Below are 23,945 nucleotides of genomic sequence, written 5' to 3'. Positions count from 1 at the left end.
TTTGTGCGCCCGGCGCACGCCCGTCCGATCGGACTGCCGCGGCTACCCGATCGTGTCGACGGCGCGGTGGACACGGTCACGTCAACCACGCGGGGCGTGGTTCCGAGCGGACGCTGATCGCACCCCGGGCGACCGTCCGGGACCCGAACCCGGAGAACGGAGCACCCCTCCATGGCTGTCACCGACCTCTACGTGGACCACGTGTCGTCCATCCCTGCGAACAAAGGGCTGAAGGTCAAGCTCTTCGTGCGTGAGCACGAGGCCACACCCTCCAGCAATCCGCGCAGGCCCGTCCTCATGCTCCACGGCCGCAGCGTCCCCGCCGTGGCCGGCTTCGACCTGCCGTACAAGAAGTACAGCTGGGCCGCCGAGCTGGCGAAGGCCGGCTTCGACGTGTACATGATGGAGCTGCAGGGCTCCGGTCTGTCCCCCCGGCCGCAGATGGACGACCCGCACAACGTCAGCCCCACCCTGGTCCAGCAGCAGCTCCTCGTCCCCAACCCGAACGGGACCCTCTACACCGGCCCGGTGCCCTACCCGTCTCAGCTGAACAACTCCCGGAGCGACTGGCACGAGGTCAACACGGTCGTCGACTTCATCCTCCAGCGCACCGGCACGACGAAGGTCGACCTGATCGGCTGGTCCGCGGCCTCCCAGCAGCTCGGGCCCTACAGCATCCAGTACCCCGACAAGGTGCGCAGCCTCCTCCTGGTGGCCCCGATCTTCCCGCCGGAGGGCAGGCAGAGCGCCCCCGGGACCGACTTCGACCCGCCCGTGGCGCTGCCGGTGTCCACGCCGGCCGGCGCCTTCGGTTTCCCGATGACCGTCGGTACCAAGGCCGGTCTCGACGCCGCCTGGAAGAAGGACCTGGGCTGTCCGGACCAGCGCGAGGCCGGGATGGTCGACGAGGTGTGGAAGGCGATGATGGCGGTCGACAAGGAGGGCGCCAAGTGGGGCGGCACCGTGCCCGGATCCCCCGAGGGGCTCAACCGGATCCGGAACTCCTACTGGTGGGGCTGGAACTCGACCACCGTGCCGCTGCACGGAATCCTCGGCGACAAGGTGCCTGTGTGCATCGTGTACGGCGAGCACGACACGATCATCAACACCTCGCCGGGTCTCGGACTCCTGTACTTCTCCACGTCCGAGCTCTACAAGAAGATCCCCGGGCCCAAGAAGCTGATGTTCCGGCTCTCCTGCGCGGGCCATCAGATCGTCTGGGAGCGCAAGGCGAAGCTGCTGCACACGATGTCCGAGCACTGGCTCAAGCAGGGCAAGGTCTTCGGCGAGAAGCAGGGCAGCTTCTACCGGGACGAGGACGAGATCCTCACGCCGATGGAGTGAGGATCCCGTCACAAGGCCCGGCGGACCGGATCAGGTCCCCGCGGCCAGCGCCGTCACCAGGAGCGGGGTCACCAGGCCCACCTGCCAGGGCCGGGCTCCGTAGCCCGTGAGGGCCTCGGCGACCGAGTCCTCGGTCGCCGGGGCCGGCGGCTCCCAGCAGACACGGCGGACCGTGTCGGGGGTGATCAGGTTCTCCTGCGGGAGGTTCAGCTCCTCCGCGAGGGCCGAGACCGCCGCGCGGGCCGCCGACAGGCGGGCGGCCGCCGCCGGGTCCTTGTCCGCCCAGGCGCGCGGCGGCGGGGGGCCGGCGACCGGCTGGCCGGGCTGGGGGAGCTCGTTGTCCGGGAGGGCCTTCGCACGGTCCACGGCCGTCTGCCACTGCTCCAGCTGGCGTCGGCCCATGCGGTGCCCGAAGCCCGGCAGAGCGGTCAGCGCGGCCACGTTCACGGGTACGGCGAGCGCCGCCTCCACGATCGCGGTGTCGCTGAGCACCTTGCCCGGCGAGACGTCCCGCCGCTGCGCGATGCGGTCGCGGGCCGTCCACAGCTCCCGTACGACCGCCATCTGGCGACGGCGCCGTACCTTGTGCATTCCGGAGGTCCGGCGCCACGGGTCCTTGCGCGGCGGCGCGGGCGGGGCCGAGGCGATCGCGTCGAACTCCTGGTGGGCCCACTCCAGCTTGCCCTGCCGGTCGAGATCCTTCTCCAGTGCGTCACGCAGGTCGACGAGCAGCTCGACGTCCAGCGCGGCGTACCGGAGCCAGGGCTCGGGCAGCGGGCGGGTGGACCAGTCCACCGCGGAGTGCCCCTTCTCCAGGGCGTAGCCGAGAACGGACTCGACCATCGCCCCGAGCCCGACCCGCGGGAAGCCCGCGAGCCGGCCGGCCAGCTCGGTGTCGAACAGCCGGGTCGGCACCATGCCTATGTCCCGCAGGCACGGCAGGTCCTGGGTGGCGGCATGCAGGATCCACTCGGTCCCGGCGAGCGCCTCGCCGAGGCCGGACAGATCGGGGCAGCCCACCGGGTCGACGAGCGCGGTGCCCGCGCCCTCGCGGCGGAGCTGGACGAGATAGGCGCGCTGCCCGTAGCGGTAGCCGGAGGCGCGCTCGGCGTCCACGGCGACGGGGCCGCGGCCGGCGGCGAAGGCGGCGATCACTTCGGCGAGCGCCTCGTCGGTCTCGACGACGGGCGGAATGCCCTCGCGGGGCTCCAGCAAGGGGATCGGCAGCCCGTTCGCAGGGACGTCGTCGTCCGGAGGAGCGCCCCCGGTGGTTCGCAGTGCCGTGTCTGCTGCGGTCTCTTGGGCGTCGGTCACGTGTCAAGGGTATCTGTGAACGGCAAGCGCCTGTCGACGGAACGTTCCGTCGACAGGCGCCGATCTTTCGTCAACCCCTCAGGGATCGCCGTGGGCCCGGTGACGCGGCTCGTCCGGGGCCCTGTTCCGGTCCGATTCCGGTCCGGGACGGCCTGCCAGGGTCAGTGGATGATCCCGGTGCGCAGCGCCACCGCGACCATGCCGGCCCGGTCACCCGTGCCGAGCTTGCGCGCGATCCGGGCGAGGTGGCTCTTCACGGTCAGCGCGGACAGGCCCATCGAGACACCGATGGCCTTGTTCGACTGACCCTCGGCGACCAGCCGGAGCACCTCGACCTCACGGCCGGAGAGCTCGCGGTAGCCGCCCGGGTGGCTCGGGGCACCCGGGGGGCGGCGGTGGCCGAGGCGGGCGGCCGCGGATCCGATGGGGGCGGATCCGGGGCGGGTGGGGTGCCCGATGTTCGTACGCGTACCGGTGACGACGTAGCCCTTGACGCCACCGGCCAGTGCGTTGCGCACGGCGCCGATGTCGTCGGCCGCGGAGAGGGCGAGGCCGTTGGGCCAGCCCGCGGCGCGGGTCTCGGACAGCAGCGTGAGGCCGCTGCCGTCGGGGAGGTGGACGTCGGCCACGCAGATGTCGCGGGGGTTGCCGACGCGGGGACGGGCCTCAGCGATGGACGACGCCTCGATGACGTCACGTACTCCGAGGGCCCACAGGTGGCGGGTGACGGTGGAGCGGACGCGCGGGTCGGCAACCACGACCATGGCGGTCGGCTTGTTCGGGCGGTAGGCGACCAGGCTTGCGGGCTGCTCGAGGAGAACGGACACACGGCCTCCTGGGGAGATGCGGGACGGAGCCGGCTCGGGGAAGAAGCCGGGGGCGAACCCGTGCGGTGAAGGGGTCAATGACTCCTTCGGCAGCTCGGGCGCCTGCCTTTAGGGAAAGATCACGATTTGGTGAGTAACAATTCGGGCAATTCGGACGCGTGATCGATCATCCTACGAGTGAGCCTCCGTCCGGGCGATCCCGGAGGTGCCGCTAGGGCTGCTGCGGACCCCTGCGCTGGGGCAGCGAGACGACCCCCGCACCCGAGATCGTCCCCGCCCCCGGATCGGGCGCGGTCGGCGGCAGACCCGCGATCTGACAGAGCAGATCGCACCAGGCCGTCAGGTGCGCCGCGGTGTCCGGCACGCCCCCCAGGCCCTCCTGCGGCGTCCATGAGGCCCGGATCTCGATCTGGGTCGCGGGACGGCGCTCGGCGAGCCCGCCGAAGTAGTGCGAGCCCGCCTGGGTGACCGTACCGCTCGCCTCTCCGTACGGCAGACCGCGCGCCTCCAGCGCACCGGTCAGCCAGGACCAGCAGACCTCCGGCAGCAGCGGGTCCGACGCCATCTCCGGCTCCAGCTCCGCCCGTACCAGCGTCACCAGCCGGAAGGTGCCCTTCCAGGCGTCGTGCCCGTCCGGGTCGTGCAGCAGGACGAGCCGGCCGTCGGCCAGATCCTCCTCGCCGTCCACGACCGCCGCCTCCAGCGCGTACGAGTACGGAGCGAGCCGCTGCGGCGGCCGGGTCGGATCGAGCTCGATCTCCGGCCGCAGCCGGGCCGAACGCAGTGCCTCGACCGCCCGCCGGAAAGCGGGCGGCACCGGGTTCGTCTCCGTTGTGCCCGCCGTGTCGCCCGCCTGTTCGTCGCCGTCGGAATGATCGGAAGAATGTCCCTGAGCCGCAGCCATGCGGGGAAGAGTAGGCGGAATGGGGGCCTCGCGCAGGGAGGGACACCCGGCCCGGACGAGCGGCTTCCCGCCACATGCGAAGATTCTGGGCGTGAGTGCCAATGACAGCCCCGTGGGCCAGCAGACGAAGCACCAGCCGCAGACGTACGACTCCGCGTTCCTCAAGGCGTGCCGGCGCGAGGCCGTGCCGCACACGCCCGTCTGGTTCATGCGGCAGGCGGGCCGCTCGCTGCCCGAGTACCTGAAGGTCCGCGAGGGCATTCCGATGCTCGAGTCCTGCATGCGGCCCGAGCTGGTCACCGAGATCACGCTGCAGCCCGTGCGCCGCCACAAGGTGGACGCGGCGATCTACTTCAGCGACATCGTCGTCCCGCTCAAGGCCATCGGCATCGACCTCGACATCAAGCCGGGCGTCGGCCCGGTCGTCGCCGACCCGATCCGCACCCGTGCCGACCTGGACCGGCTGCGCGACCTGACCCCCGAGGACGTCCACTACGTCACCGAGGCCATCGGGATGCTCACCGGCGAGCTGGGCTCCACGCCCCTCATCGGATTCGCCGGCGCGCCTTTCACCCTCGCGAGCTACCTCGTGGAGGGCGGCCCGTCCCGCAGCCACGAGCACACCAAGGCGCTGATGTACGGCGACCCGCAGCTCTGGGCCGATCTGCTCGACCGCCTCGCCGAGATCACCTCGGCCTTCCTCAAGGTCCAGATCGAGGCCGGCGCCTCCGCCGTCCAGCTCTTCGACTCCTGGGTCGGAGCCCTCGCCCCCGCCGACTACCGGCGCTCGGTGATGCCCGCCTCCGTGAAGGTCTTCGACGCGGTCGCCTCGTACGGCGTCCCGCGGATCCACTTCGGCGTCGGTACGGGTGAGCTGCTCGGCCTCATGGGCGAGGCGGGCGCGGACGTCGTCGGCGTCGACTGGCGCGTCCCGATGGACGAGGCCGCCCGCCGCGTCGGCCCCGGCAAGGCGCTCCAGGGCAACCTGGACCCGGCCGTGCTGTTCGCCTCCACCGAGGTCGTCGAGGCGAAGACGGACGAGGTCCTCGCCGCCGCCGAGGGCCTGGAGGGCCATGTCTTCAACCTGGGCCACGGCGTCATGCCGGCGATGGACCCGGACGCCCTGACGCGCCTGGTGGAGTACGTCCACACCAGGACGGCCGTCTGAGCCGACGCCTTCGGGTGAAAGCGCCGTCGCTCCCCGCCGGGGAACGACGGCGCCGCCGTCGGCGCTCGGCTCAGCCCGCCGCGCGCACCGCCGCCATCGCCTTGCGCGCCGCGATCAGCACCGGATCCCACACCGGCGAGAACGGCGGCGCGTACCCCAGGTCCAGGGCCGTCATCTGCTCCACCGTCATCCCGGCCGTCAAGGCCACCGCCGCGATGTCGACCCGCTTCGCCGCGCCCTCACGGCCCACGATCTGCACCCCGAGCAGCCGGCCCGTACGCCGCTCCGCGAGCATCTTCACCGTCATCGGCGCCGCCCCCGGGTAGTAGCCCGCCCGGCTGGTCGACTCGATCGTCACCGTCACGTACCGCAGTCCGACCGCGCGGGCGTCCTTCTCCCGCAGACCGGTGCGCGCGATCTCCAGGTCGCAGACCTTCGACACCGCCGTGCCGACCACACCCGGGAACGTGGCGTAGCCGCCGCCCACGTTCGAGCCGATGACCTGCCCGTGCTTGTTGGCATGGGTCCCCAGCGCGATGTGCCGCTCACGGCCCGAGACCAGGTCGAGCACCTCGACACAGTCGCCGCCCGCCCAGATGTTCTCGTGCCCCCGTACCCGCATCGCGAGATCGGTGAGCAGACCGCCGTACGTCCCGAGCGGCAGCCCGGCCGCCCCGGCCAGGGTCGTCTCCGGGACCACGCCCATCCCGAGGACCACCACGTCCGCCGGATACTCGGCGTCCTCCGTCGCCACCGCCCGGACCCGGCCTCCCCCGAGCTCTCGGCCGCGCTCGGGCAGGGAGGTGCCCCCACCGCCCGTGAGGATCTTCGTGACCGCCGAGGAGCCGACCGTCCTGATGCCGAGGCTGTCCATCACCCGGTGGACCAGGCGCCCCATGTCCGGGTCGAGCGTCGCCATCGGCTGCTCGCCCCGGTTGAGCACCGTCACCTCGTAGCCCCGGTTCAGCAACGCCTCGGCCATCTCCACGCCGATGTATCCGGCGCCCACGACCACCGCGCGCCGGCCCTCCGTACGCTCCAGCGAGTCGAGCAGCGCCTGCCCGTCGTCCAGCGTCTGCACCCCATGCACCCCCGGGGCGTCGATCCCCGGCAGCCGCGGCCGCAGCGGCCGCGCGCCGGTCGCGACCACCAGCTTGTCGAAGCCCGTCCACGCCTCCGTGCCGGACTCCAGGTCCCGCGTGCGCACCCGCTGCCCCGGCACGTCCAGCTCGGTCACCTCGGTCCGCATCCGCAGATCGATGTCGCGCGCCCGATGCTCCTCCGGGGTGCGCGCGATCAGCTCGTCGCGCTCCTCGACATCGCCGCCGACCCAGTACGGGATGCCGCAGGCCGAGTACGAGGTGAAGTGACCGCGCTCGAAGGCGACGATCTCCAGCTCCCCGGGCGTCTTGAGCCTGCGTGCCTGCGATGCGGCGGACATGCCCGCCGCATCGCCGCCGATGACCACCAGTCGTTCGCTCATACGAACACGCTACGTCGGCCCGGTGGTTCAGTCCGTGGATGTGTCGGTTCCCTTCGCCGCCGCCGCGGTCTCCGCGGAGCCCGTCGTCTCCGCGGGGCCCGTCGGCCCGGCGGTCGCACGACGCGCCCGCCGCGGCCGGACGAGCGTCCGCCACACCAGGTACAGGGCGAGGGCGATGGCCAGCCACGGCGCGACCGCCGCCAGCACGATCACGACCCAGGCGAGCGCCGTCACGAGTGCGTTCCAGCCCCCGGACAGGGCCTCCAGGAAGCCCGGACGGTCCTCCGACTCCTGGGCCCCCGGCCCCTCCTTCTCGGACAGTGCGAGGGTGATCGTCGCCAGCGTCGTACGGTCCTTCAGCGATGCCTGCTGAGCCAGCAGCGACTCCAGATCCGCCTGACGACGGCTCAGCTCACCCTCCAGGGTGACCACATCGCTCAGCTTCTCCGCCCGGTTCATCAGCGCGCGCACCCGGTCGACGCTCGCCCGCTGGGTGGCGATCCGGCTCTCGACGTCCACCACCTGCTCGGTGACGTCCTTCGCGTCCGCCTTCCGGGACAGCAGCCGCCCCGTGCCCGCGAGCTCCTTGAGCACCGACTCGTACGAGCCCTGCGGCACCCGCAGCACGATCCGCGAGGTCAGGTGCGTGTCGTCGATCCGCTCGGTCGACTCGTTCGCGACCTGGCCGCCCGCGCCCTCGGTGACCCGGCGGGCGGTGGCCAGCGCCTCGGACGCGTCCTCGACCTCCACAGCCAGCTCGGCGGTACGGATGACGTGCTGCTGCCGGGGCGCGGGGGCGGCGGGCTTCTGCGTGTCCGTGGCCGCCCCCTCGTCCGCCTGGTAGCCCCGGTCGGCCGCGCCCTGGGCGCCCTCGGCGGGCTGCGCCGCGCTCTGCTCCTTGCTGTCCGCGGACCTGTCGGAAGCGCCCCCGGCGCAGCCGGTCAGCGCCAGCGAGACCGCGACCAACGCCACGGCCGCACCGCGCACACCTCGTGCTCTTCGTGCCCCTCGCACTCCGCGCATGGGATCCCCCCTGGGGTGGTGGTGAGTGTTGCCGGTTCGACGTAGGAGGAGGGGGTGCGGGTTGCCCCCGGGCGGTAGCGAAGCGGTCACGTTCCGGCCTCGGAACGGGTTTTGAGAGAGTGGAGCCATGAACGCGCACGTAGTCGTAGTCGGAGGCGGCATCGCCGGCCTCGCCGCCGCCCACCGGCTGCTGTCCGCCGGAGCACGGGTGACGCTGCTCGAAGGCGGCGACCGGGTCGGCGGCAAGCTGCTCGCCGGGGAGATCGCCGGCGCCCCCGTCGACCTCGGGGCCGAGTCGCTGCTCGCCCGCCGCCCCGAGGCGGTGGCGCTCGCCCGCGCCGTCGGCCTCGCCGACCGGCTCACGCCGCCCGCCACGACCACCGCGTCCGTGTGGACCCGCGGGACACTGCGCCCGATGCCCAAGGGGCACGTCATGGGTGTCCCCGGAGACGCCGCCGCCCTCACCGACCTCCTCTCCGATGAGGGGCTGCGCCGGGTCGAGCGGGACCGCGAACTGCCCCCGGCCGAGATCGGCGAGGACATCGCCATCGGCGCGTACGTCGCCGACCGGATGGGCCACGAGGTCGTCGACCGCCTGGTGGAGCCGCTGCTCGGCGGGGTGTACGCGGGCGACGCCTACCGGATCTCGATGCGGGCCGCCGTCCCCGCGCTCTTCGCCGCCGCCCGCACCCACGCCACGCTCACCGACGCGGTCCACGCCGTCCAGCGGGCGGGCGCCGCGACCCCGTCGGACGCGGCGGGCGCGGCCACCGGCCTCGGCGGCTCCGCGTTCATGGGCATCGAGGGCGGCATCGGCACCCTGCCCGACGCGGTCGCCGCGGCGATCAGCGCCGCGGGCGGCGAGATCCTCACGCTGGCCCCGGTGACCGAACTCCGCCGGATTCCGGCGGCGCCGGAATCCCCGGCCGCCGTCGGCGGACCCGGGCCCGCCACGCGGTGGCGCGTCGTCGTCGGGGGGCGGACCGTCGTCGCCGACGCGGTCGTCCTCGCCACCCCCGCCTGGGCCACCGCCGAGCTGCTCGGCCACGAGGCGCCCCGGGCCGCCGACGAGCTGGGAGCCGTCGAGTACGCCTCCATGGCCCTCGTCACCCTCGCCTTCCGCCGCTCCGACGTCCAGGGCCTGCCCGGGTCCGGGTTCCTCGTGCCACCCGTCGACGGGCACACCATCAAGGCGTCCACCTTCTCCAGCCAGAAGTGGCAGTGGGTCGCCGACTCCGCCCCCGACCTCTTCGTCCTCCGCACCTCCGTCGGCCGCTACGGCGAGGAGGAGCAGGTCCTCCGCGACGACACCGACCTCGTCGAGGCGTCGCTCAAGGACCTCGGCGCCGCCACCGGCCTGACCGCCCGCCCCGTCGCCACCACCGTCACCCGCTGGACCGGCGGCCTCCCGCAGTACCCGGTCGGCCACCTCGCCCGCGTCGCCCGCATCCGCGAGGCCGTCTCCGGCCTGCCCGGACTGCGCCTCGCCGGGGCCGTGTACGAGGGCGTCGGCATCCCCGCCTGCATCGCCTCCGGCCACCGCGCCGCCGACGAGATCGCCGACGAGATCATCGCCACGTCGGAAACCACCCACCCTGGTGCAGGGCACTGTCCGTGACGGGCGAGAATAGGCGTATGAGTGCGCCCGAAAAGATCCCGAACGCCGGTAAGAAGGCGAAGGACCTCAACGAGGTCATCCGCTACACCCTGTGGTCTGTGTTCAAGCTGCGCGACAACCTGCCCGAGGACCGCGCCGGCTACGCCGACGAGGTCCAGGAGCTGTTCGACCAGCTCGCCGCCAAGGACATCACCGTCCGCGGCACGTACGACCTCTCCGGTCTGCGCGCCGACGCGGACGTCATGATCTGGTGGCACGCCGAGACGAGCGACGAGCTCCAGGACGCGTACAACCTCTTCCGCCGCACCAAGCTGGGCCGCGCCCTCGAGCCGGTCTGGTCGAACATGGCGCTGCACCGCCCCGCCGAGTTCAACAAGTCGCACATCCCGGCCTTCCTGGCCGACGAGACGCCCCGCGACTACGTGAGCGTCTACCCCTTCGTGCGCTCCTACGACTGGTACCTGCTGCCGGACGAGGACCGCCGCCGGATGCTCGCGGACCACGGCAAGATGGCCCGCGGTTTCCCCGACGTCCGCGCCAACACGGTCGCCTCGTTCTCGCTCGGCGACTACGAGTGGATCCTCGCCTTCGAGGCCGACGAGCTGCATCGCATCGTCGACCTCATGCGCCACCTGCGCGCCTCCGAGGCGCGGATGCACGTCCGCGAGGAGGTCCCGTTCTACACCGGCCGCCGTCGCTCCGTGGCGGACCTGGTGGCGGGCCTGGCCTGACGGCCCCTACGAACTCGGTGACAGCCCGGCGACCGGTCGGGCCGTCACCCCTCGACCCGGAAGATCAGACGGCGGACGGAGTTCCGCACGCCGCTCCAGCGACACCGGGTCCGGCTCCGGGTGCGGCGCGCACGATGCGCGCCGCACCGGCGTCCTTCCGGGCACCGCCCCGGTCAGGAGATACGTCTCCAGATACCCGTTGACGCAGGCGTTCGGGCCACCCCCGATGCCGTGCGTTCCGGCGTCCCGCTCGGTCACCAGGGCGGACCCCCACAGCCTGCGCTGCAGTTCGAGCGCCCCCGCGTACGGGGTGGCCGCGTCCCGCTCGGCGGCCAGGATCAGCACCGGCGGCAGCACACCCGGACCGGTCCGCACGTCCAGCGGCTTGCTCCGCGGCGCCTTCCAGTACGCGCACGGCAGGTTCAGCCACGCGTTGTCCCAGGTCTCGAACGGGGCGAGCTTCGCGAGCCGGGTGTTGTCCCGGTCCCAGACGGCGAAGTCCTCCGGCCAGGGAGCGTCGTTGCACTCCACCGCCGTGTAGACGGCCCTTCCGTTCCCGTCGTCGGGGGACGGCTCCCGCGCCGGGGCGGCCTGCTCGATCAAGGGCTTCGGATCACCCTTCAGATACCGCGACAGCGCCGTCGCCCGCAGCGCCCAGAAACCGTCGTGGTAGCCCACGTCGAGCATGGCCGCATGCAGCTGCCCCTGGCCGACCTTCCCTCCCGCCGGGCTCGCCGCGAGTTCGACGCGGACCTTCTCGTAGCTCGCCCGGACCGCCTGCGCCGTGGTGCCGAGGCCGTACACCTTGTCGTGCTCGGCGACCCAGGTACGGAAGTCGGCCCAGCGGCGCTCGAACGCCGGTGACTGGTCGAGGTTGTTGACGTACCAGATCTGGCGCGGCGCCGGGTTGACGGGCGCGTCGAAGACCATCCGGCGTACCCGGTGCGGGAAGAGCGTCGCGTACAACGCGCCGAAGTACGTGCCGTACGAGGCGCCCATGTACGTCAGCTTCGGCTCGCCGAGCGCCGCGCGCAGCACCTCCAGGTCACGGGCGTTGTTGAGCGAGTGGTAGTGGCGCAGGGACGGGCCGGTGCGGGTGGCACAGCCCTGGGCGTACGTCTTCGCGCGGGCGATCCGCTCCCGCTTGAAGACCTCCGAAGGGTGCGTCGGCGCCGGCGTGGGGCCCGTGGCGCGGTCGGCGGGGTCCTGGCAGGACACCGGAGCCGACCGGCCGACTCCGCGCGGGGCGTAGCCGACCAGGTCGTAGGCGGCGGAGATCCGCTTCCAGGCGGGGAGTTCCGCGGTCAGCGGGAAGTACGTGGAGGAGGCGCCGGGGCCGCCCGGGTTGTAGACGAGCGCGCCCTGGCGGTCGGCGGCCGGGCCCGAGGCCTCGACCCGGCTCACCGTGAGCGGGATCGAGGCCCCGTCCGGGTCCGCGTAGTCGAGGGGGACCCGGACGGTGCCGCACGTGACGTGCGGCGGCAGCTTCTCCTCCACCGGGCAGGTGGTGAAACGGATGCCCTCGACCGCGGCGCGGCGGGCCGCGAGCAGGGTGCCGCGCGCCTCGGAGGGCGGGGCGTCGAGGGCCCGGCCGGGCGGGGTGGCGAGGGAGGTCAGCACGAGCGAGCCGACGACTCCGGACAGCACGAGGGCTTTCACGTCGGGATCGTCGGCACGCGTTGTGCGTCTTGTAAAGGACCTTCCGGGGGTGTCGGGAGCGACAACCCGGTCAGCCGCTGGAGCTTCCGCAGCTGGAACCGCTGCTGCTGGAGCTGCCGCAGCTGGATCCCCCGCCGCTGGAGCTGCCGCAGCTCGAACCGCCACCGCCGGAGCTTCCGCAGCCGGAACCGCCGCCACCGCCCCCGCTCGAGCAGGCGCTCGCTGAACAACCCCCGCTGCCGACACCGCTGTCGACCCCGCCTCCCGTTCCACCGGGAGCTCCGCCGCAGCCGCCCGGACTGCCGGGGGTGCCCGCGCACCAGTGCAGGGCCGCGAGCGTCAACGCGTCCGTGCCGGCGGTGCTGGATCCGGCGCTGTGCGTCGGGGCCGGCCGGGGCATCCGCGCCGCCGCGATCAGCTGGGTCCGCAGCTCCGTGTCGGGTACGCCGCGCAGTCCGCGCAGCCCGACCTGGTGCGCGGCGTCGGGGAAGTAGACATGGGCGGCCCGGTACTCGGCGGCGGCGCGGCGACCGGCCAGGGTCGTCCGACCGGCGTTGTACGCGCCGCAGACGAGGGCGACGACCATGCCCGCGAAGAGGACGGGCACGACCTTGAAGACGAACGGCACCTCGAACGGATCGCGTGCGACGCCCACGGACAGGGCGATCGAGACGACGAGGAGCGCGAACGAGCCGAGGCCGAGGGCCAGGCACGCCCGCTTGCCGGCGCGCCGGGCCTCCGGGGCCACCATCAGACCGCGCGCGGCCAGGGCGTCGCCGATCTCCTGGACGGCGGGGCTGCGCATCACCGCGAGGCGCAGCTCGTGCAGGGCGCCGCTGGGGGCGGCCGCGAGCTGCTCCATGACGGCGCGGCCGACATGGTCCCGGGCCCGCAGGTCGGGGCGGAGCACGACGACGAGGCCGGGACCGCCGACGCCGATCAGCCCCTCGGAGTGCAGGGCCGCCAGGGTCGTGTCCACGACGCGGGGCGGGCCGCCGAGAAGGAAGGCGGCCTCGGCGAGGTCGTGGACGGAGCCGCCGTGGTCGGCGCGGGCGGCGCGGAGGCGGGCGATCGTCATGCCGAGGGCGACGAGGACGGCGGCCCAGATGATCAGGGCGAGGAGGTTCATGCGGCCCTCACTTTCGTACGAGCGTGGCGCGGGCGGCGCGGATCAGCCGGGTCGCCCGGCCGGGCGGACGCGTGTCGGTGCGGTCCTGCCACCACCGGGTGAGCCGGCGACGGGCGTCCGGGTCCTCGGGGCGGCCGGCGACGAGCAGGTTCTCGACGAAGGCGAGGGCGTCGCGGCGGTAGCCGCCGGACATGGGGCGGGTCCTGGCGTACGCGAAGAACGCGCGGCGGTAGCCGTCACCGAGGATCTCGGGCAGCTCGGGCGCGATCTTGGCGATCACGTCGGCCCGCTTCCCGACGAGGGCGCGACTCTGCACGACGAGCCGTCGTGTGTCGAACCCCTCGGGCGCGGGAGTCCCCGCGACCAGCGCGGACAACAGCGCGGCCTGCGCCACGGCAACCCGCCCACGAGCCCGCTCGGGATGCGCCCCCGCGGCCGCCGACTGCGCCGGCACGCCGAGGGACTCGGCGCCGGCATGGCCGCGCTCGCGCCCGCCCGCCGTCCGCCCGGGCCGAGGCATCGCCCCGCCGGAGACGCGGGCCCCCGCGCCTATGAGCAGCGGCCGCTCGACACCGACGACCCCGGCCCCAACGCCCAAGCCCTCCGCCCCGGCCCCGGCGGACGCCGCCGTCCGGGCGTCGGCGGAAGCCGTTCCCGCGTCGGCGGGTGTCGTGTGCGACCTGCCCGCCGTCATGGTCAGTCGCTCACGGATCTTCGTCAGTTCCGACGAGAGTTCCTCCGTGGGCGGGAAGTGGTCGTCCCGTTCCAGCAGGACTCCCGGTGGGGAGATCCTCGACGCCAGGTCCGAGAGGATGTCGAGGACCGGCTCGGGGACAGGGTGGGCGTGGGTGTCGTGCCAGACGCCGTCGCGTTCGAGGCCGCCCGCGACATGGACGTACGCGATCGCCTCGACCGGGAGTTCGGCGAGGGCCTTCGACGGGCACTCGCCGCGGTTGACGTGGTTCGTGTGGAGGTTCGCGACGTCGATCAGGAGCCGTACCCCCGTACGCTCCACCAGCTCCGCCAGGAACCGGCCCTCCGTCAGCTCCTCGCCCGGCCAGGAGATCAGCGCGGCGATGTTCTCCAGCGCCAGCGGCACCGGCAGCGCGTCCTGCGCGATCCGGACGTTCTCGCAGAGCACGTCCAGCGCGTCCCAGGTCCGCGGCACCGGCAGCAGGTGCCCCGCCTCCAGGGGCGGCGTCGCCGTCAGCGCGCCTCCGGCCCGTACGAACGCGATGTGCTCCGTCACCAGCGGCGCCCCCAGAGCCTCCGCCTTGGCCGCCAGCTCCGCCAGCCGCCCCGCGTCCGGCCGGTCCGCACCGCCGAGGCCCAGGGAGACCCCGTGCGGCACGACCGTGACCCCGCGTGCCCGCAGCCGCTTCAGCGAGTCGGGGAGGTGGCCGGCGCACACGTTCTCCGCGACGACCTCCACCCAGTCGATGCCGGGCAGCGCCTCGACGGCGTCCGCGATCTCCGGCCGCCAGCCGATCCCGATCCCGAGCGCCGTGCGGAGTGCCGAGTCGAGCCCCGCGCCGGGCGTCGTGCCGAATGCCGTGCCGGTCTCCGTGCCGTGTTCCTTCATGTCCCCCTCCTTCGGTCCCCCAGCTGATGGCCCGGCCGGAGACGTTCGAATCCAGTCGGAGGGACGTTCAGAGGTTGATTTGAGGTTCCGGCGGCCCTACGGCTCCGAATGCGGCGTCACGATCCCCGCCTCCGGCGCCGGGCGCGAGGTGAACGACTGGTCCGTCCCCGACGGGACCGCCGGCGAGGGCACGGCCGGCGACTGCACGACCGGCGGACCGGTCGGCGGCGAGGTCTTCCGCCCCGCCGCCTCGTTCGCCAGCGCGTCGTGGTCGACCATCCCGGTCGCCTCCAGCATGGTGATGTGGTCGAGCACCGTCTGGTTCGCGTCGCTCGCCAGCTGCCGGATCAGCGCGTTGCGCGTGGTGTGCCGGACCTCGGCGACCAGCGCGAACACCTTTCCGTGCGCGTTGCGCAGGAGGTTCGCGAACTTGCGCTCGTACTCCTCCCCACGCGCCGCCGTCAGCTCCCGCAGCCATCCCTGCTGCTGCTCGGTCGGCTGGTTCGGCAGCTCGACGCCGAGCTTGGCGGCCACGTCCCGGGCCCGTCGGTCCAGGTCCGTGTGGCCCACGACGAGGTGGTCGCCGCACTCCACCATCGCCCGGCTCGGGGCGCGTTCGATGGCCTGCTGGCCGGCCGGGAGCTCCCAGAGGCCGGCCAGCCTCACCTTGACCAGGAAGTCCCGGTCCGTGGCGGACAGCGGCCCCCACTGGGTGGCCACGCTCGACGCGTTCAGATTCGCCTGGCCGGTTCCGGAGCGGTCGGCATAGGACCAGACGGGGAAGGCGAGCGCGCCGACCGTGGCGACGAGCGCCGCGATGATGAGGGCCGTCCCGTTGACGCGTAGCGACAAGGTGTCTCCCGTACGTTCGAAATTTCGGTCACCGCAGATTGAATTGGTAAGGAGGCTTCCGTTCAACCCACTTAGCGGTATCGGGAGATACGTACTACGGGACGGGCGCGTTCAGTCGCCGTTCGAAAGGAGCACGGGGAACTCGGACACGACCGTGCACGAACCGGGCGCGATCTCCGTGAATCCGGCGTCCCGCACCACCGGCAGACCGCTCGTCGTCAGCTCCGCCCAGCGCGCCGGATCGGCCGTCCGCACGGCCAGCGGGAAGCCGGCCTCGCGCCACGCCTTGCGGTCCGCCTCCGCCATCTCCCACCACGCCAGCTGCGCCCCGTGCCCCGCCTGGGCCATGGCCTTGCCCGCGGACATGTCCAGATCCGGGTTGAGCCACAGCACCGCCGCTCCGGGCCGCGGCGCTCCGGGCGCGGCCGGGTCCTCCAGGTCGGTGCCCGACACCTGGAGTTTGGCCAGTTCCTTCGGCCAGCCGTCCAGCGGGACCGGCGGGAACACCCGTACCTCCGCGGCCTCACCCGTCACCGTGATCCCCGGGAGCGCCTCCGCGCGCCTCCACTCGGAGCCGCGCGCCCGGCGCACCACCTTGCGGATCCGGGCGTCCTGCCAGTCGGTCATGGCCTGCGCCCACTCGCCGTCGCCGTGCGCGCGCTCGTCGGCGAGGATCGTCAGGACGGCGCGAGCGGCCGTCTCCAGGGCGTCGGTACGGGCCGGGGGCTCGGCCTTCTCGATCCGCACCACCAGCGGGAGGACGAACTGGGGCTTCTCATCGCGGACGTCGGTTTCGTTGCTGCTCACCCGGCAAGTCTGCCACCGCTGGCAGGAGGCACTTCTTGTAGGAACAGGAGGTTCCGGGACAGGATGCCCCTCATGAAGAGTGATCTTTTTGCCAGCGAACACCTTGCCGAGACCGCGACGTTCCCCGGCATGAGCCTGCAGAACGCCAAGTGCGTCAAGTACGCCGTCAACGGAGAGATGCAGGCGCGTCAGGGCTCGATGATCGCCTTCCGCGGCGACCTCCAGTTCGAGCGCAAGGGCCAGGGCATCGGCGGCATGCTCAAGCGCGCCGTCACCGGCGAGGGCCTGGCGCTGATGTCCGTCCGTGGCCAGGGCGAGGCCTGGTTCGCGCACGAGGCGCAGAACTGTTTCATCGTCGAGGTCGAGCAGAACGACGCGCTCAGCGTGAACGGCCGCAACGTCCTCTGCTTCGACTCCACCCTCAGCTACGAGATCAGGACGGTGAAGGGCGCCGGGATGACCGGCGGCGGCCTCTTCAACAGCGTCTTCACCGGCTACGGAAAGCTCGCCCTGATGTGCGAGGGCACACCGATCGTCATCCCGGTGACCACGCAGGCCCCGGTGTGCGTCGACACCGACGCCGTCGTCGGCTGGAGCGAGCAGCTGCGCACCTCGCTGCACCGCTCGCAGTCCGTCGGGTCGATGATCCGCGGCGGTTCGGGCGAGGCGGTCCAGCTGAGGCTGGACGGCGAGGGCTTCGTCATCGTCCGGCCGAGCGAGCTGACCCCGCAGAAGACGTCGAACTGAACCTGGAACGGGTGGGGCGCCGTTACGGCCTGCGCGGACCGTGGGTGCTGCGCGAGGTCGGCCTCGCCCTGCCCGCCGCCGCGCTCGTCCGGATCACCGGCACCAACGGCACCGGAAAGTCGACGCTGCTCCGGCTCATCGCGGGCATCGACGCACCGACCGAGGGCCGGATCTCGGGACGGCCGCGGCGCACGGCGTACGTCCCCGAACGCTTCCCGGCCGCCCTGCCGTTCACCGCCAGCGGCGCCCTGGTACACCTCGGGCGCATTCAGGGGCTCGGCAGGGCGGACGCGGCCGCGAGGGCGGGGGAGTGGCTGGAGCGGTTCGGCGCGGGCCGCTTCGCGGACACCCCGCTGCACGAACTCTCCAAGGGCAGCAGTCAGAAGGTCGCCGTAGCCCAGGCTTTGCTCGCCGGTCCGGACCTCCTGGTCCTCGACGAGGCGTGGACCGGCCTCGACACGGGCGCGCGCCACGAGCTGGACCGCGCCGTCCGCGAGCGGGTCGCGGCGGGAGGGACGGTCGTCTTCGTCGACCACGACCCACGGCGGCTCGCGGGCGAGGCCGACGCCGAGTTCACGGTGGAGGAGGGACGGGTGCGGCCCGGGAGGACCCGACGCGACGGCGGGACGCGGACCCGCGTGCGGATCGTGGCGTCCGGCGGTCGCCCGCTCGCCGAGGGACTGCCGGGTTCCCCCTCCTACGAGCCCGGATCCGACGGCGCGACGACGGTGTACGCGGTCGACGCGGCGCACTCCGACGGGCTGCTCCGGGCCCTGCTCGACGCCTCCTGGCACATCCACCGGCTGAGCACCGAAAACATCCGGGCAGGACGGGCATGACCGCACTTCTGCGCTATCAGGCCGACCTGCTGCTGCGCTCCCAGCGCTGGCTCGCTCCCCTGCTGCTGTACGCGGTGTTCCTCGGCGTCGGTGTGCGGACCGGGGAGCCCGTGCTCGGCGCCCTCGGGTACACGGCCGCCCCGGTGCTCCCCGTCACGGCGTGGGTCGTGCGGATCTGCCTGAACCAGGAGCCGCCGGCCGTGCGGAACGTGGTGGCCGCCGCGGCAGGACGGGAACGCGCGCACCTGGCGGCGGTCCTGGCCGCCGTGGCCTGTGCGACGCTCCTGGGCGTCGTCGCCGTGCTCGGGGTGACGGCGGTGAGCGACCTCCGCCGGGTCGGCCCGTTCGAGGCGGGGAGCTCGGGGCTCCTCGCCACCGTGGTCTGCGTCCTGACGGGCGCCGCCGTGGGCGCCCTCACCACCCGGCCGCTCGTGCACTCCCGGGGCTGGTCGCTCGTCGCGCTCGTCCTCGGATCGCTTCTTGCGCTGGTGACCACCGGCTCACCGGCGCAGGCCGCGGTGCAGGCCATGATCACCGGCTCCCGGACGGCGAGCGTCACCATGCCGTGGCCCGCCCTCGCGGGCGCCCTGGCACTCGCCGCCGCGGCGGCGGCCGTGAGCACCAAGGCCACGGCGCGGCGGGAGTGAGTACCCTCGACGGCATGGACGAGGACACGTCGTACTGCGCGCCCGCCGAGGTGAAGGCGGCGGCGGCTCCGGCCGCCGAGGGGCCGTACGCCGAGTGCGTGCTGTGCCGGAAGCCGACCGAGTACCCCGAGTCGACCCGGGGGATCACCCTCTGCCCGGTCTGCGAATGGCAGGAGGCCCAGCGAGCGGCCTGCTCCGGCTAGACCGGTGACGCGACGTCACACCCGCGTCGGAGCGCGCCACCACGCGGGCGACGTCGCGGTCTAGGCGGCCCGCTCCGCCATCAGCTCGGAGACCTTCACGAAGCGGTAGCCCCTGGCCCGCAGCTCCGGGACGATCCGGCGGATCGCCTGCTCCGTGACGGGCGCGGCGCTGCGGGTGCAGTGCATGACCACGAGTGAGCCGGGCTTCACCCCGTCGAGGACCTGCCGGGCCACCGCGTCGCCGTCCTCGGCGAAGGCGTCGCCGCTGACCACGTCCCACTGCACCGCCGTGACCTTCGCGGGGGCGAGCGCGCGCAGCGCGTCGTCGTCGTAGCAGCCGCCGGGGAAGCGGAAGTACGGCACCACGTTGCGCGCCCCGGCCTTGCGGAACGCCTCGAACGCGCGCCGTACGTCCTTGGCCATGTCCCGCTCCGCCACCGTCGGCAGGCCGTAGCAGGGCGAGGCGAAGGCGTAGTGGCTGTACGAATGGTTGGCGATCTCGAAGCGGGGGTCGGTGCCGATGGAGCGGGCCTGGTCCGGGTACTCCTCGGCCCAGCGGCCGGTCATGAAGACCGTCGAGTCGACCTTGAGCCGCCGCAGCGTCGCGATCAGCCCGGGGTTGTCGAAGCGCTCCCCGTCGGCCGCGCGCGGTCCCTGGTCGGCCGTCATGTCGGCGTCGAAGGTGAGCGCGACGACCTTGTCCTCGCCTTTGGGGGCCCGCTCGAAGACCGGCGTGAGCCCCTCGGGGCCGGGCGCCATGGTGGGCGGCGCCTTGCGCACGGTCGCCGGGCCGGCCGCGGCGCTCGCGCTCGGCGCCTTTGCCACCGGCGTGCGCGGCGCGGTGGACGGGGCGTCAGGAGCCGTCGTCGTGTCGGCCGTGCCCCCGCCACAGCCGACGAGAACGGCGCCCAGCAGAGCGAGCGCCGACATTCTTCGTACAGAAATGGTCACTCACGGAAACTAACCGATCAGGAAGCGAGCAGCTGCCTGCGGCACTCGGCCACGTCGAAGTCGCCCGGCGGGTACCGCGGATCCAGCGCCTCCAGGTGCTCCAGGAGCAGCGTGCTGATCGCCCAGTTCCTGTACCACTTGCGGTCGGCCGGGACGAGGTACCACGGCGCCTCCGGTGTCGAGCAGCGCTCCAGCGCCAGTGCGTACGCCTCCTGGTACGCGGGCCACAGCGCCCGCTCCTCGATGTCGCCGGCGTTGAACTTCCAGTGCTTGTCCGGGTTGTCGAGCCGCTCCAGGAGCCGCGCGCGCTGCTCCTCGTACGAGATGTGCAGGAAGACCTTGACGATCGTGACGCCGTCGTCCGCCAGGGACTCCTCCCAGCGGTTGATCTGGCCGTAGCGGCGGCCGAGGTCGCGGCGGGGCACCAGGTCGCGGACGCGCGCGATGAGCACGTCCTCGTAGTGCGAGCGGTCGAAGATGCCGATCTCGCCCGGCACCGGCAGGGCCCGATTGATCCGCCAGAGGAAGGGATGGCCCCGCTCCTCCGTCGTGGGCGCCTTGAAGGCCCGGATCCGGCAGCCGGACGGGTTGAAGTAGCCGATCACATGTTTGACCGTGCCGCCCTTGCCGCTGGTGTCCATGCCCTGGAGGACGAGCAGCAGCCGACGGCGGTCGCCGGCCGTGCTCGCCGCGTAGAGGCGCTCCTGGAGCTCGGCGAGGCGCGGGGCCAGACGGGTCGTGGCCTCGATCCCGGCCGCCTTCCCGGCCGGGCCGGCCGGGATCTTCGAGGCGGAGTACGAAGAGAGGTCCACCGGCTTCCCGACGGGCAGGCGCAGCAGCTCCCGCAGGACCGCGGACCGCACCGGCGGGGTCCGCGGCCGCTTCTTCCCGGATCCCTCGGCCGCCTTCCCGCCCTTCTTGCCGTCCTTCTTCTCTTCCTTCTTCGCCATCTGCGCCCCTTCGGGTCCGTCGCTCGCCTTCTCCCGATCCTGCGACGGAATCGACGGACCCGCGAACGGTGCGGCCGAGGACCTACCTCAGCACCACGGGCCCGTCACCGCGAACGTCGTCCCGGGGGTGTAGCAGTTGACGTACATCGTCCGCCCGTCCGGCGAGAACGTGACGCCCGCGAACTCGCCCCACTCCGGGGCCTCCGGGGTCCCGATGTTCTGGGCGCCCCGAGCGACCGCGTACACCTCGCCCTTCCGGCTCACGCCGTAGACGTGCTGGCCGCCTTCGCCGTCCTCGCTGACCATCAGACCGCCGCTCGGGGCGAGACAGATGTTGTCCGGCGACTCGCCCGGCAGCTGGATGTCGGTGCTCGGGCCGAAGACGACGACGAGCGTGAGACGGCGCCGGTGGGGCTCGTACTTCCACACCTGGCCGAAGTGGGTGGCCGCCGAGCCGTCCTTGGCGCGGGCGAAGGACGAGACGAAGTACACGGCCCGCCCGCCCCAGTAGCAGCCCTCCAGCTTCTGCGCATGCGTGATGCCCTTCGGCCCGAAGTCCTGGAGCCGGATGGGCGTTTCGGCGGCCTGCGGATCCGGTACGGGGACCCATTCGACGCCGCCGAAGCTCGCTCCGGTCTCCTGGACCACGGAGAGGTCGGGCAGACCCGGCACACGCATCGCCTCCAGGGCCCCGCCCGCGCGCAGCGAGCCGTGGCCGCCCAGCGGCTTCTCCGGCAGGAAGCGGTAGAAGAGTCCGAAGGGCCGCTCGAAGGCGTCCTCCGTCTCGTACACGATCCCGCTGTGCGGGTCGACGGCGATCGCCTCGTGCTGGAAGCGGCCCATGGCGGTGAGGGGGACGGCTCCGGTGCGGTGCGGGTCGGCGCCGTCGACCTCGAAGATGAAGCCGTGGTCCTTGGTGTAGCCGTTGGTCCCGGCCCTGTCCTCGGTCTCCTCGCAGGTCAGCCACGTACCCCAAGGGGTGGGACCGCCGGCGCAGTTGACCGCGGTGCCGGCGATGGCGACGCGCTCGCCCAGGACGTCGCCGCGGCCGTCCAGCTCGATCGCCGTACAGCCGCCCTTGGCGGCGGGGTCGTACGTCAGGCCCTTCACGGTCGGGACGCCGATCCTGCCGGTGACCCGGTTCTCGTGGTTGCGGACCAGATGGACCCGGCCCCGGCGGCCGGCGAAGGCGGCCATGCCGTCGAAGTTGCTGGGGACGGGACCCTCACCGGAGCGGAGCGGGTCGCCCTGGCGGGAGAGGACCTTGTAGCGGAAGCCCTTGGGGAGGTCGAGGAGCCCGGCCGGGTCGGGGATCAGCGGGCCGTAGCCGGCGTGACCACGACCGGTCGCCGTACCGGCGAAGAGTTCGGAGAAGGCGCCCGCGAAGGCGATGCCGGCGACGGACGCGCCGGTGCGGGACAGGATCTGACGTCGTGTTGCGGACATGAGGCAACCCACTTTTCCTGTTGGCGGACAGGTGTGTGCTGTGACGTGTGACCCGCATGTGTGTATCACGCACTGTGGTGACAGGTGAACCATGCGGGCCACAACGGCCTCATGTGGCGTGAGCGGTCAGGCGAGTTCGGCGGTCAGCGTGATCGTCGTGCCCGTGAGCGCCTGGCTGACCGGGCAGTTCTTCTTGGCGTCCTCGGCGGCCGCCTTGAACTGCTCGGCGTCCAGGCCCGGGACCTCGCCGCGCACGGTCAGGTGGATGCCCGTGATGCCCTCGCCGGGCTGGAAGGTGACATCGGCCTTGGTCTCCAGTCGGGTGGGCGGGTTGCCCGCGCCGGCAAGGCCGTGGGACAGCGCCATCGAGAAGCAGGAGGAGTGCGCGGCGGCGATCAGCTCTTCCGGGCTGGTCTTGCCGTTCGGCTCCTCGGCGCGCGCCGGCCAGGAGACCTGGTACTCGCCGAGGCCGGAGGAGTCGAGGGTGACGACGCCCTTGCCCTTGAGGAGGTCGCCCTCCCAGACGGTGTGGGCGTGACGGACGGTGGCCATGGTGAATCCCTTTCGATCGGGTATGGCCCCCAACCTACTGCTCCACCAGACCCTTTGCGTCCCGTGCCAGGGCGGTGAGCCGGGAGATCGCCCGGAAGTACTTCTTCCGGTACCCGCCCTTCAACATCTCTTCACTGAACAGCCGGTCGAAGGGGAGCCCGGAGGCGAGCACCGGGACCTCACGGTCGTACAGCCGGTCGGCGAGGACCACGAGCCGCAGCGCGGTCGACTGGTCCGGGACCGCCTGGACGTCGGTGAGGCAGACCGCGGACAGTCCGTCGGTCAGCGCGCCGTACCGGCTGGGGTGGACCTTCGCCAGATGGTCGAGCAGGTGCGGGAAGTCGTCGAGCGAGGAGCCCGGCGTCGCGTACGCCGCTTTCGTCACCTGCTCCTCGGAGTACGGGGCGGGCGCCTCGGGCAGCCCGCGGTGACGGTAGTCCTCGCCGTCGATCCGCAGCGGCCGGAAGTGGGCGGACAGGCCCTGGATCTCGCGCAGGAAGTCGGCGGCGGCGAACCGGCCCTCGCCCAGCTTGCCCGGCAGGGTGTTGGAGGTGGCGGCCAGCGCCACGCCCGCCTCCACGAGCCGGCTGAGCAGGGAGGAGACGAGGACGGTGTCGCCCGGGTCGTCCAGCTCGAATTCGTCGATGCAGAGCAGCCGGTGTCCGCTGAGCGTCTGCACGGTCTGCTGGAAGCCCAGCGCGCCCACCAGGTTCGTCAGCTCCACGAACGTGCCGAAGGCCTTGAGCCCCGGCTCGGCGGGGGTGGCGTGCCAGAGGGAGGCGAGGAGGTGGGTCTTGCCGACGCCGTAGCCGCCGTCGAGGTAGATCCCGCGCGGGCCCGTGGGGGCGGCGGGCTTCTTGGCGAACCAGCGGCTGAGCGCCGGGCGCTTGCCGGCGCCGGTGGCGTGTGCGCCGCCGAGCCCCTCGGCGAAGGAGCTCAGGGCCTTGACCGCGTCCGTCTGGCTGGGCTGGTTCGGGTCCGGGATGTAGGTGTCGAAACGGACCGAGTCGAAGCGCGGCGGCGGGACCATCTCGGCGACGAGCCGGGCGGCGGGGACATGGGGCTCCCGGGCGCAGAGGGAGACCGGAGCGGCTTCGACGGAAGCGGCTTCGGTTATGGCACGGGAGGTGTGGGAGGCACGGGTCGACACAGTTCCCCACTCTAAGCGC

Annotated in this window: 23 protein-coding genes; 8 read left to right on the top strand and 15 right to left on the bottom strand. The window is 72.7% G+C overall.

The genetic code is table 11. The annotated features are described in order from the left end of the window. The first annotated feature begins 171 nt into the window (after positions 1-171). A complete protein-coding gene (locus ACFQ7Q_RS08640; protein ID WP_383551397.1) occupies positions 172-1,344 on the top strand; it encodes an alpha/beta fold hydrolase in 1,173 nt (390 codons plus the stop codon). A gap of 30 nt (positions 1,345-1,374) precedes the next feature. Here the strand turns inward: ACFQ7Q_RS08640 and ACFQ7Q_RS08635 are convergent, their stop codons facing one another. From ACFQ7Q_RS08635 to ACFQ7Q_RS08625, 3 genes are all read right to left on the bottom strand, one after another. Beyond that, complete coding sequence (locus tag ACFQ7Q_RS08635) at positions 1,375-2,658, bottom strand: HRDC domain-containing protein (RefSeq protein WP_383551395.1); 1,284 nt, start codon at positions 2,656-2,658, stop codon at positions 1,375-1,377. A gap of 161 nt (positions 2,659-2,819) precedes the next feature. Beyond that, the gene (locus ACFQ7Q_RS08630) at positions 2,820-3,485 is read right to left on the bottom strand and encodes a LuxR C-terminal-related transcriptional regulator (RefSeq protein ID WP_383551393.1); all 666 of its coding nucleotides are present in this window, start codon (positions 3,483-3,485) and stop codon (positions 2,820-2,822) included. 211 nt (positions 3,486-3,696) lie between these two features. Further along, positions 3,697-4,389 (bottom strand): DUF3000 domain-containing protein, encoded by a 693-nt coding sequence (locus ACFQ7Q_RS08625; RefSeq protein WP_383551391.1) that lies wholly within the window; start codon positions 4,387-4,389, stop codon positions 3,697-3,699. A gap of 91 nt (positions 4,390-4,480) precedes the next feature. Here ACFQ7Q_RS08625 and hemE point away from each other — a divergent pair, with 91 nt between their 5' ends. Beyond that, complete coding sequence (gene hemE, locus ACFQ7Q_RS08620) at positions 4,481-5,557, top strand: uroporphyrinogen decarboxylase (protein WP_383551389.1); 1,077 nt, start codon at positions 4,481-4,483, stop codon at positions 5,555-5,557. A gap of 70 nt (positions 5,558-5,627) precedes the next feature. Here the strand turns inward: hemE and ACFQ7Q_RS08615 are convergent, their stop codons facing one another. Both ACFQ7Q_RS08615 and ACFQ7Q_RS08610 read right to left on the bottom strand, forming a co-directional pair. Next, on the bottom strand, positions 5,628-7,040 hold the full coding sequence (locus ACFQ7Q_RS08615) for an FAD-dependent oxidoreductase (protein ID WP_383551387.1): 1,413 nt from the start codon (positions 7,038-7,040) through the stop codon (positions 5,628-5,630). Positions 7,041-7,067: 27 nt separating this feature from the next. Further along, the gene (locus ACFQ7Q_RS08610) at positions 7,068-8,063 is read right to left on the bottom strand and encodes a DUF4349 domain-containing protein (RefSeq protein WP_383551385.1); all 996 of its coding nucleotides are present in this window, start codon (positions 8,061-8,063) and stop codon (positions 7,068-7,070) included. Positions 8,064-8,190: 127 nt separating this feature from the next. Here ACFQ7Q_RS08610 and hemG point away from each other — a divergent pair, with 127 nt between their 5' ends. Then, positions 8,191-9,681, top strand: coding sequence for a protoporphyrinogen oxidase (gene hemG / locus ACFQ7Q_RS08605; RefSeq protein WP_383551383.1), 1,491 nt, complete (start codon positions 8,191-8,193; stop codon positions 9,679-9,681). Positions 9,682-9,698: 17 nt separating this feature from the next. Then, positions 9,699-10,412: a hydrogen peroxide-dependent heme synthase gene (hemQ, locus tag ACFQ7Q_RS08600; protein WP_383173382.1), complete on the top strand. Its 714-nt coding sequence runs from the start codon at positions 9,699-9,701 to the stop codon at positions 10,410-10,412. A gap of 6 nt (positions 10,413-10,418) precedes the next feature. Here the strand turns inward: hemQ and ACFQ7Q_RS08595 are convergent, their stop codons facing one another. From ACFQ7Q_RS08595 to ACFQ7Q_RS08575, 5 genes are all read right to left on the bottom strand, one after another. After that, positions 10,419-12,071, bottom strand: a complete 1,653-nt coding sequence (locus ACFQ7Q_RS08595) for an alpha/beta hydrolase (RefSeq protein WP_383551381.1) — start codon at positions 12,069-12,071, stop codon at positions 10,419-10,421. Positions 12,072-12,141: 70 nt separating this feature from the next. Beyond that, positions 12,142-13,200: a TIGR04222 domain-containing membrane protein gene (locus tag ACFQ7Q_RS08590; RefSeq protein WP_383551379.1), complete on the bottom strand. Its 1,059-nt coding sequence runs from the start codon at positions 13,198-13,200 to the stop codon at positions 12,142-12,144. Between the two features lie 7 nt (positions 13,201-13,207). Beyond that, complete coding sequence (locus ACFQ7Q_RS08585) at positions 13,208-14,782, bottom strand: DUF692 domain-containing protein (protein WP_383551377.1); 1,575 nt, start codon at positions 14,780-14,782, stop codon at positions 13,208-13,210. A 96-nt stretch (positions 14,783-14,878) separates the two neighbouring features. Then, on the bottom strand, positions 14,879-15,634 hold the full coding sequence (locus ACFQ7Q_RS08580; RefSeq protein ID WP_383551375.1) for a DUF4142 domain-containing protein: 756 nt from the start codon (positions 15,632-15,634) through the stop codon (positions 14,879-14,881). A gap of 111 nt (positions 15,635-15,745) precedes the next feature. Next, positions 15,746-16,441 carry a peptidyl-tRNA hydrolase gene (locus ACFQ7Q_RS08575; RefSeq protein WP_383551374.1) on the bottom strand — a complete coding sequence of 232 codons (696 nt, stop codon included), beginning with the start codon at positions 16,439-16,441 and terminating at the stop codon, positions 15,746-15,748. A gap of 72 nt (positions 16,442-16,513) precedes the next feature. On the opposite strand from ACFQ7Q_RS08575, the gene ACFQ7Q_RS08570 reads away from it, so the two are divergent. From ACFQ7Q_RS08570 to ACFQ7Q_RS08555, 4 genes are read left to right on the top strand one after another with little or no spacing between them, the layout of a single operon-like run. Beyond that, complete coding sequence (locus tag ACFQ7Q_RS08570) at positions 16,514-17,188, top strand: AIM24 family protein (protein ID WP_383551372.1); 675 nt, start codon at positions 16,514-16,516, stop codon at positions 17,186-17,188. Then, positions 17,185-18,027, top strand: a complete 843-nt coding sequence (locus ACFQ7Q_RS08565; RefSeq protein ID WP_383551448.1) for an ATP-binding cassette domain-containing protein — start codon at positions 17,185-17,187, stop codon at positions 18,025-18,027. Before ACFQ7Q_RS08570 ends, ACFQ7Q_RS08565 begins: the two co-directional genes overlap by 4 nt. Further along, positions 18,024-18,674, top strand: a complete 651-nt coding sequence (locus tag ACFQ7Q_RS08560; RefSeq protein WP_383551370.1) for an ABC transporter — start codon at positions 18,024-18,026, stop codon at positions 18,672-18,674. Before ACFQ7Q_RS08565 ends, ACFQ7Q_RS08560 begins: the two co-directional genes overlap by 4 nt. Positions 18,675-18,688: 14 nt before the next feature. Further along, a complete protein-coding gene (locus tag ACFQ7Q_RS08555; RefSeq protein ID WP_383551367.1) occupies positions 18,689-18,877 on the top strand; it encodes a hypothetical protein in 189 nt (62 codons plus the stop codon). A gap of 60 nt (positions 18,878-18,937) precedes the next feature. Here the strand turns inward: ACFQ7Q_RS08555 and ACFQ7Q_RS08550 are convergent, their stop codons facing one another. The 5 genes from ACFQ7Q_RS08550 to zapE form a co-directional block, all read right to left on the bottom strand. Then, a complete protein-coding gene (locus tag ACFQ7Q_RS08550) occupies positions 18,938-19,807 on the bottom strand; it encodes a polysaccharide deacetylase family protein (protein WP_383551446.1) in 870 nt (289 codons plus the stop codon). 38 nt (positions 19,808-19,845) lie between these two features. Next, positions 19,846-20,778: a PPK2 family polyphosphate kinase gene (locus ACFQ7Q_RS08545; protein ID WP_383551365.1), complete on the bottom strand. Its 933-nt coding sequence runs from the start codon at positions 20,776-20,778 to the stop codon at positions 19,846-19,848. An 87-nt stretch (positions 20,779-20,865) separates the two neighbouring features. Continuing rightward, complete coding sequence (locus ACFQ7Q_RS08540; protein WP_383551363.1) at positions 20,866-22,224, bottom strand: alkaline phosphatase PhoX; 1,359 nt, start codon at positions 22,222-22,224, stop codon at positions 20,866-20,868. A gap of 126 nt (positions 22,225-22,350) precedes the next feature. Next, entirely contained in the window at positions 22,351-22,776 is a 426-nt protein-coding gene (locus ACFQ7Q_RS08535; protein WP_383551360.1) for an OsmC family protein, read from the bottom strand. Positions 22,777-22,810: 34 nt separating this feature from the next. Further along, the gene (gene zapE / locus ACFQ7Q_RS08530; RefSeq protein WP_383551358.1) at positions 22,811-23,926 is read right to left on the bottom strand and encodes a cell division protein ZapE; all 1,116 of its coding nucleotides are present in this window, start codon (positions 23,924-23,926) and stop codon (positions 22,811-22,813) included. Between the last annotated feature and the right edge of the window lie 19 nt (positions 23,927-23,945).

Source organism: Streptomyces sp. NPDC056527 (genome assembly GCF_042794475.1).
Taxonomy (GTDB): Bacteria; Actinomycetota; Actinomycetes; order Streptomycetales; family Streptomycetaceae; genus Streptomyces.
This window is presented reverse-complemented; position numbering and strand designations above follow the sequence as displayed.

Coding starts and splice junctions, on each gene's coding strand:
- ACFQ7Q_RS08615 (WP_383551387.1), bottom strand. CDS start 7,040: ATGAGCGAACGACTGGTGGTCATCGGCGGCGATGCGGCGGGCATGTCC.
- ACFQ7Q_RS08625 (WP_383551391.1), bottom strand. CDS start 4,389: ATGGCTGCGGCTCAGGGACATTCTTCCGATCATTCCGACGGCGACGAA.
- ACFQ7Q_RS08545 (WP_383551365.1), bottom strand. CDS start 20,778: ATGGCGAAGAAGGAAGAGAAGAAGGACGGCAAGAAGGGCGGGAAGGCG.
- hemQ (WP_383173382.1), top strand. CDS start 9,699: ATGAGTGCGCCCGAAAAGATCCCGAACGCCGGTAAGAAGGCGAAGGAC.
- ACFQ7Q_RS08535 (WP_383551360.1), bottom strand. CDS start 22,776: ATGGCCACCGTCCGTCACGCCCACACCGTCTGGGAGGGCGACCTCCTC.
- ACFQ7Q_RS08610 (WP_383551385.1), bottom strand. CDS start 8,063: ATGCGCGGAGTGCGAGGGGCACGAAGAGCACGAGGTGTGCGCGGTGCG.
- ACFQ7Q_RS08570 (WP_383551372.1), top strand. CDS start 16,514: ATGAAGAGTGATCTTTTTGCCAGCGAACACCTTGCCGAGACCGCGACG.
- ACFQ7Q_RS08540 (WP_383551363.1), bottom strand. CDS start 22,224: ATGTCCGCAACACGACGTCAGATCCTGTCCCGCACCGGCGCGTCCGTC.
- ACFQ7Q_RS08550 (WP_383551446.1), bottom strand. CDS start 19,807: ATGTCGGCGCTCGCTCTGCTGGGCGCCGTTCTCGTCGGCTGTGGCGGG.
- ACFQ7Q_RS08555 (WP_383551367.1), top strand. CDS start 18,689: ATGGACGAGGACACGTCGTACTGCGCGCCCGCCGAGGTGAAGGCGGCG.
- ACFQ7Q_RS08585 (WP_383551377.1), bottom strand. CDS start 14,782: ATGAAGGAACACGGCACGGAGACCGGCACGGCATTCGGCACGACGCCC.
- ACFQ7Q_RS08590 (WP_383551379.1), bottom strand. CDS start 13,200: ATGAACCTCCTCGCCCTGATCATCTGGGCCGCCGTCCTCGTCGCCCTC.
- hemG (WP_383551383.1), top strand. CDS start 8,191: ATGAACGCGCACGTAGTCGTAGTCGGAGGCGGCATCGCCGGCCTCGCC.
- ACFQ7Q_RS08640 (WP_383551397.1), top strand. CDS start 172: ATGGCTGTCACCGACCTCTACGTGGACCACGTGTCGTCCATCCCTGCG.
- ACFQ7Q_RS08560 (WP_383551370.1), top strand. CDS start 18,024: ATGACCGCACTTCTGCGCTATCAGGCCGACCTGCTGCTGCGCTCCCAG.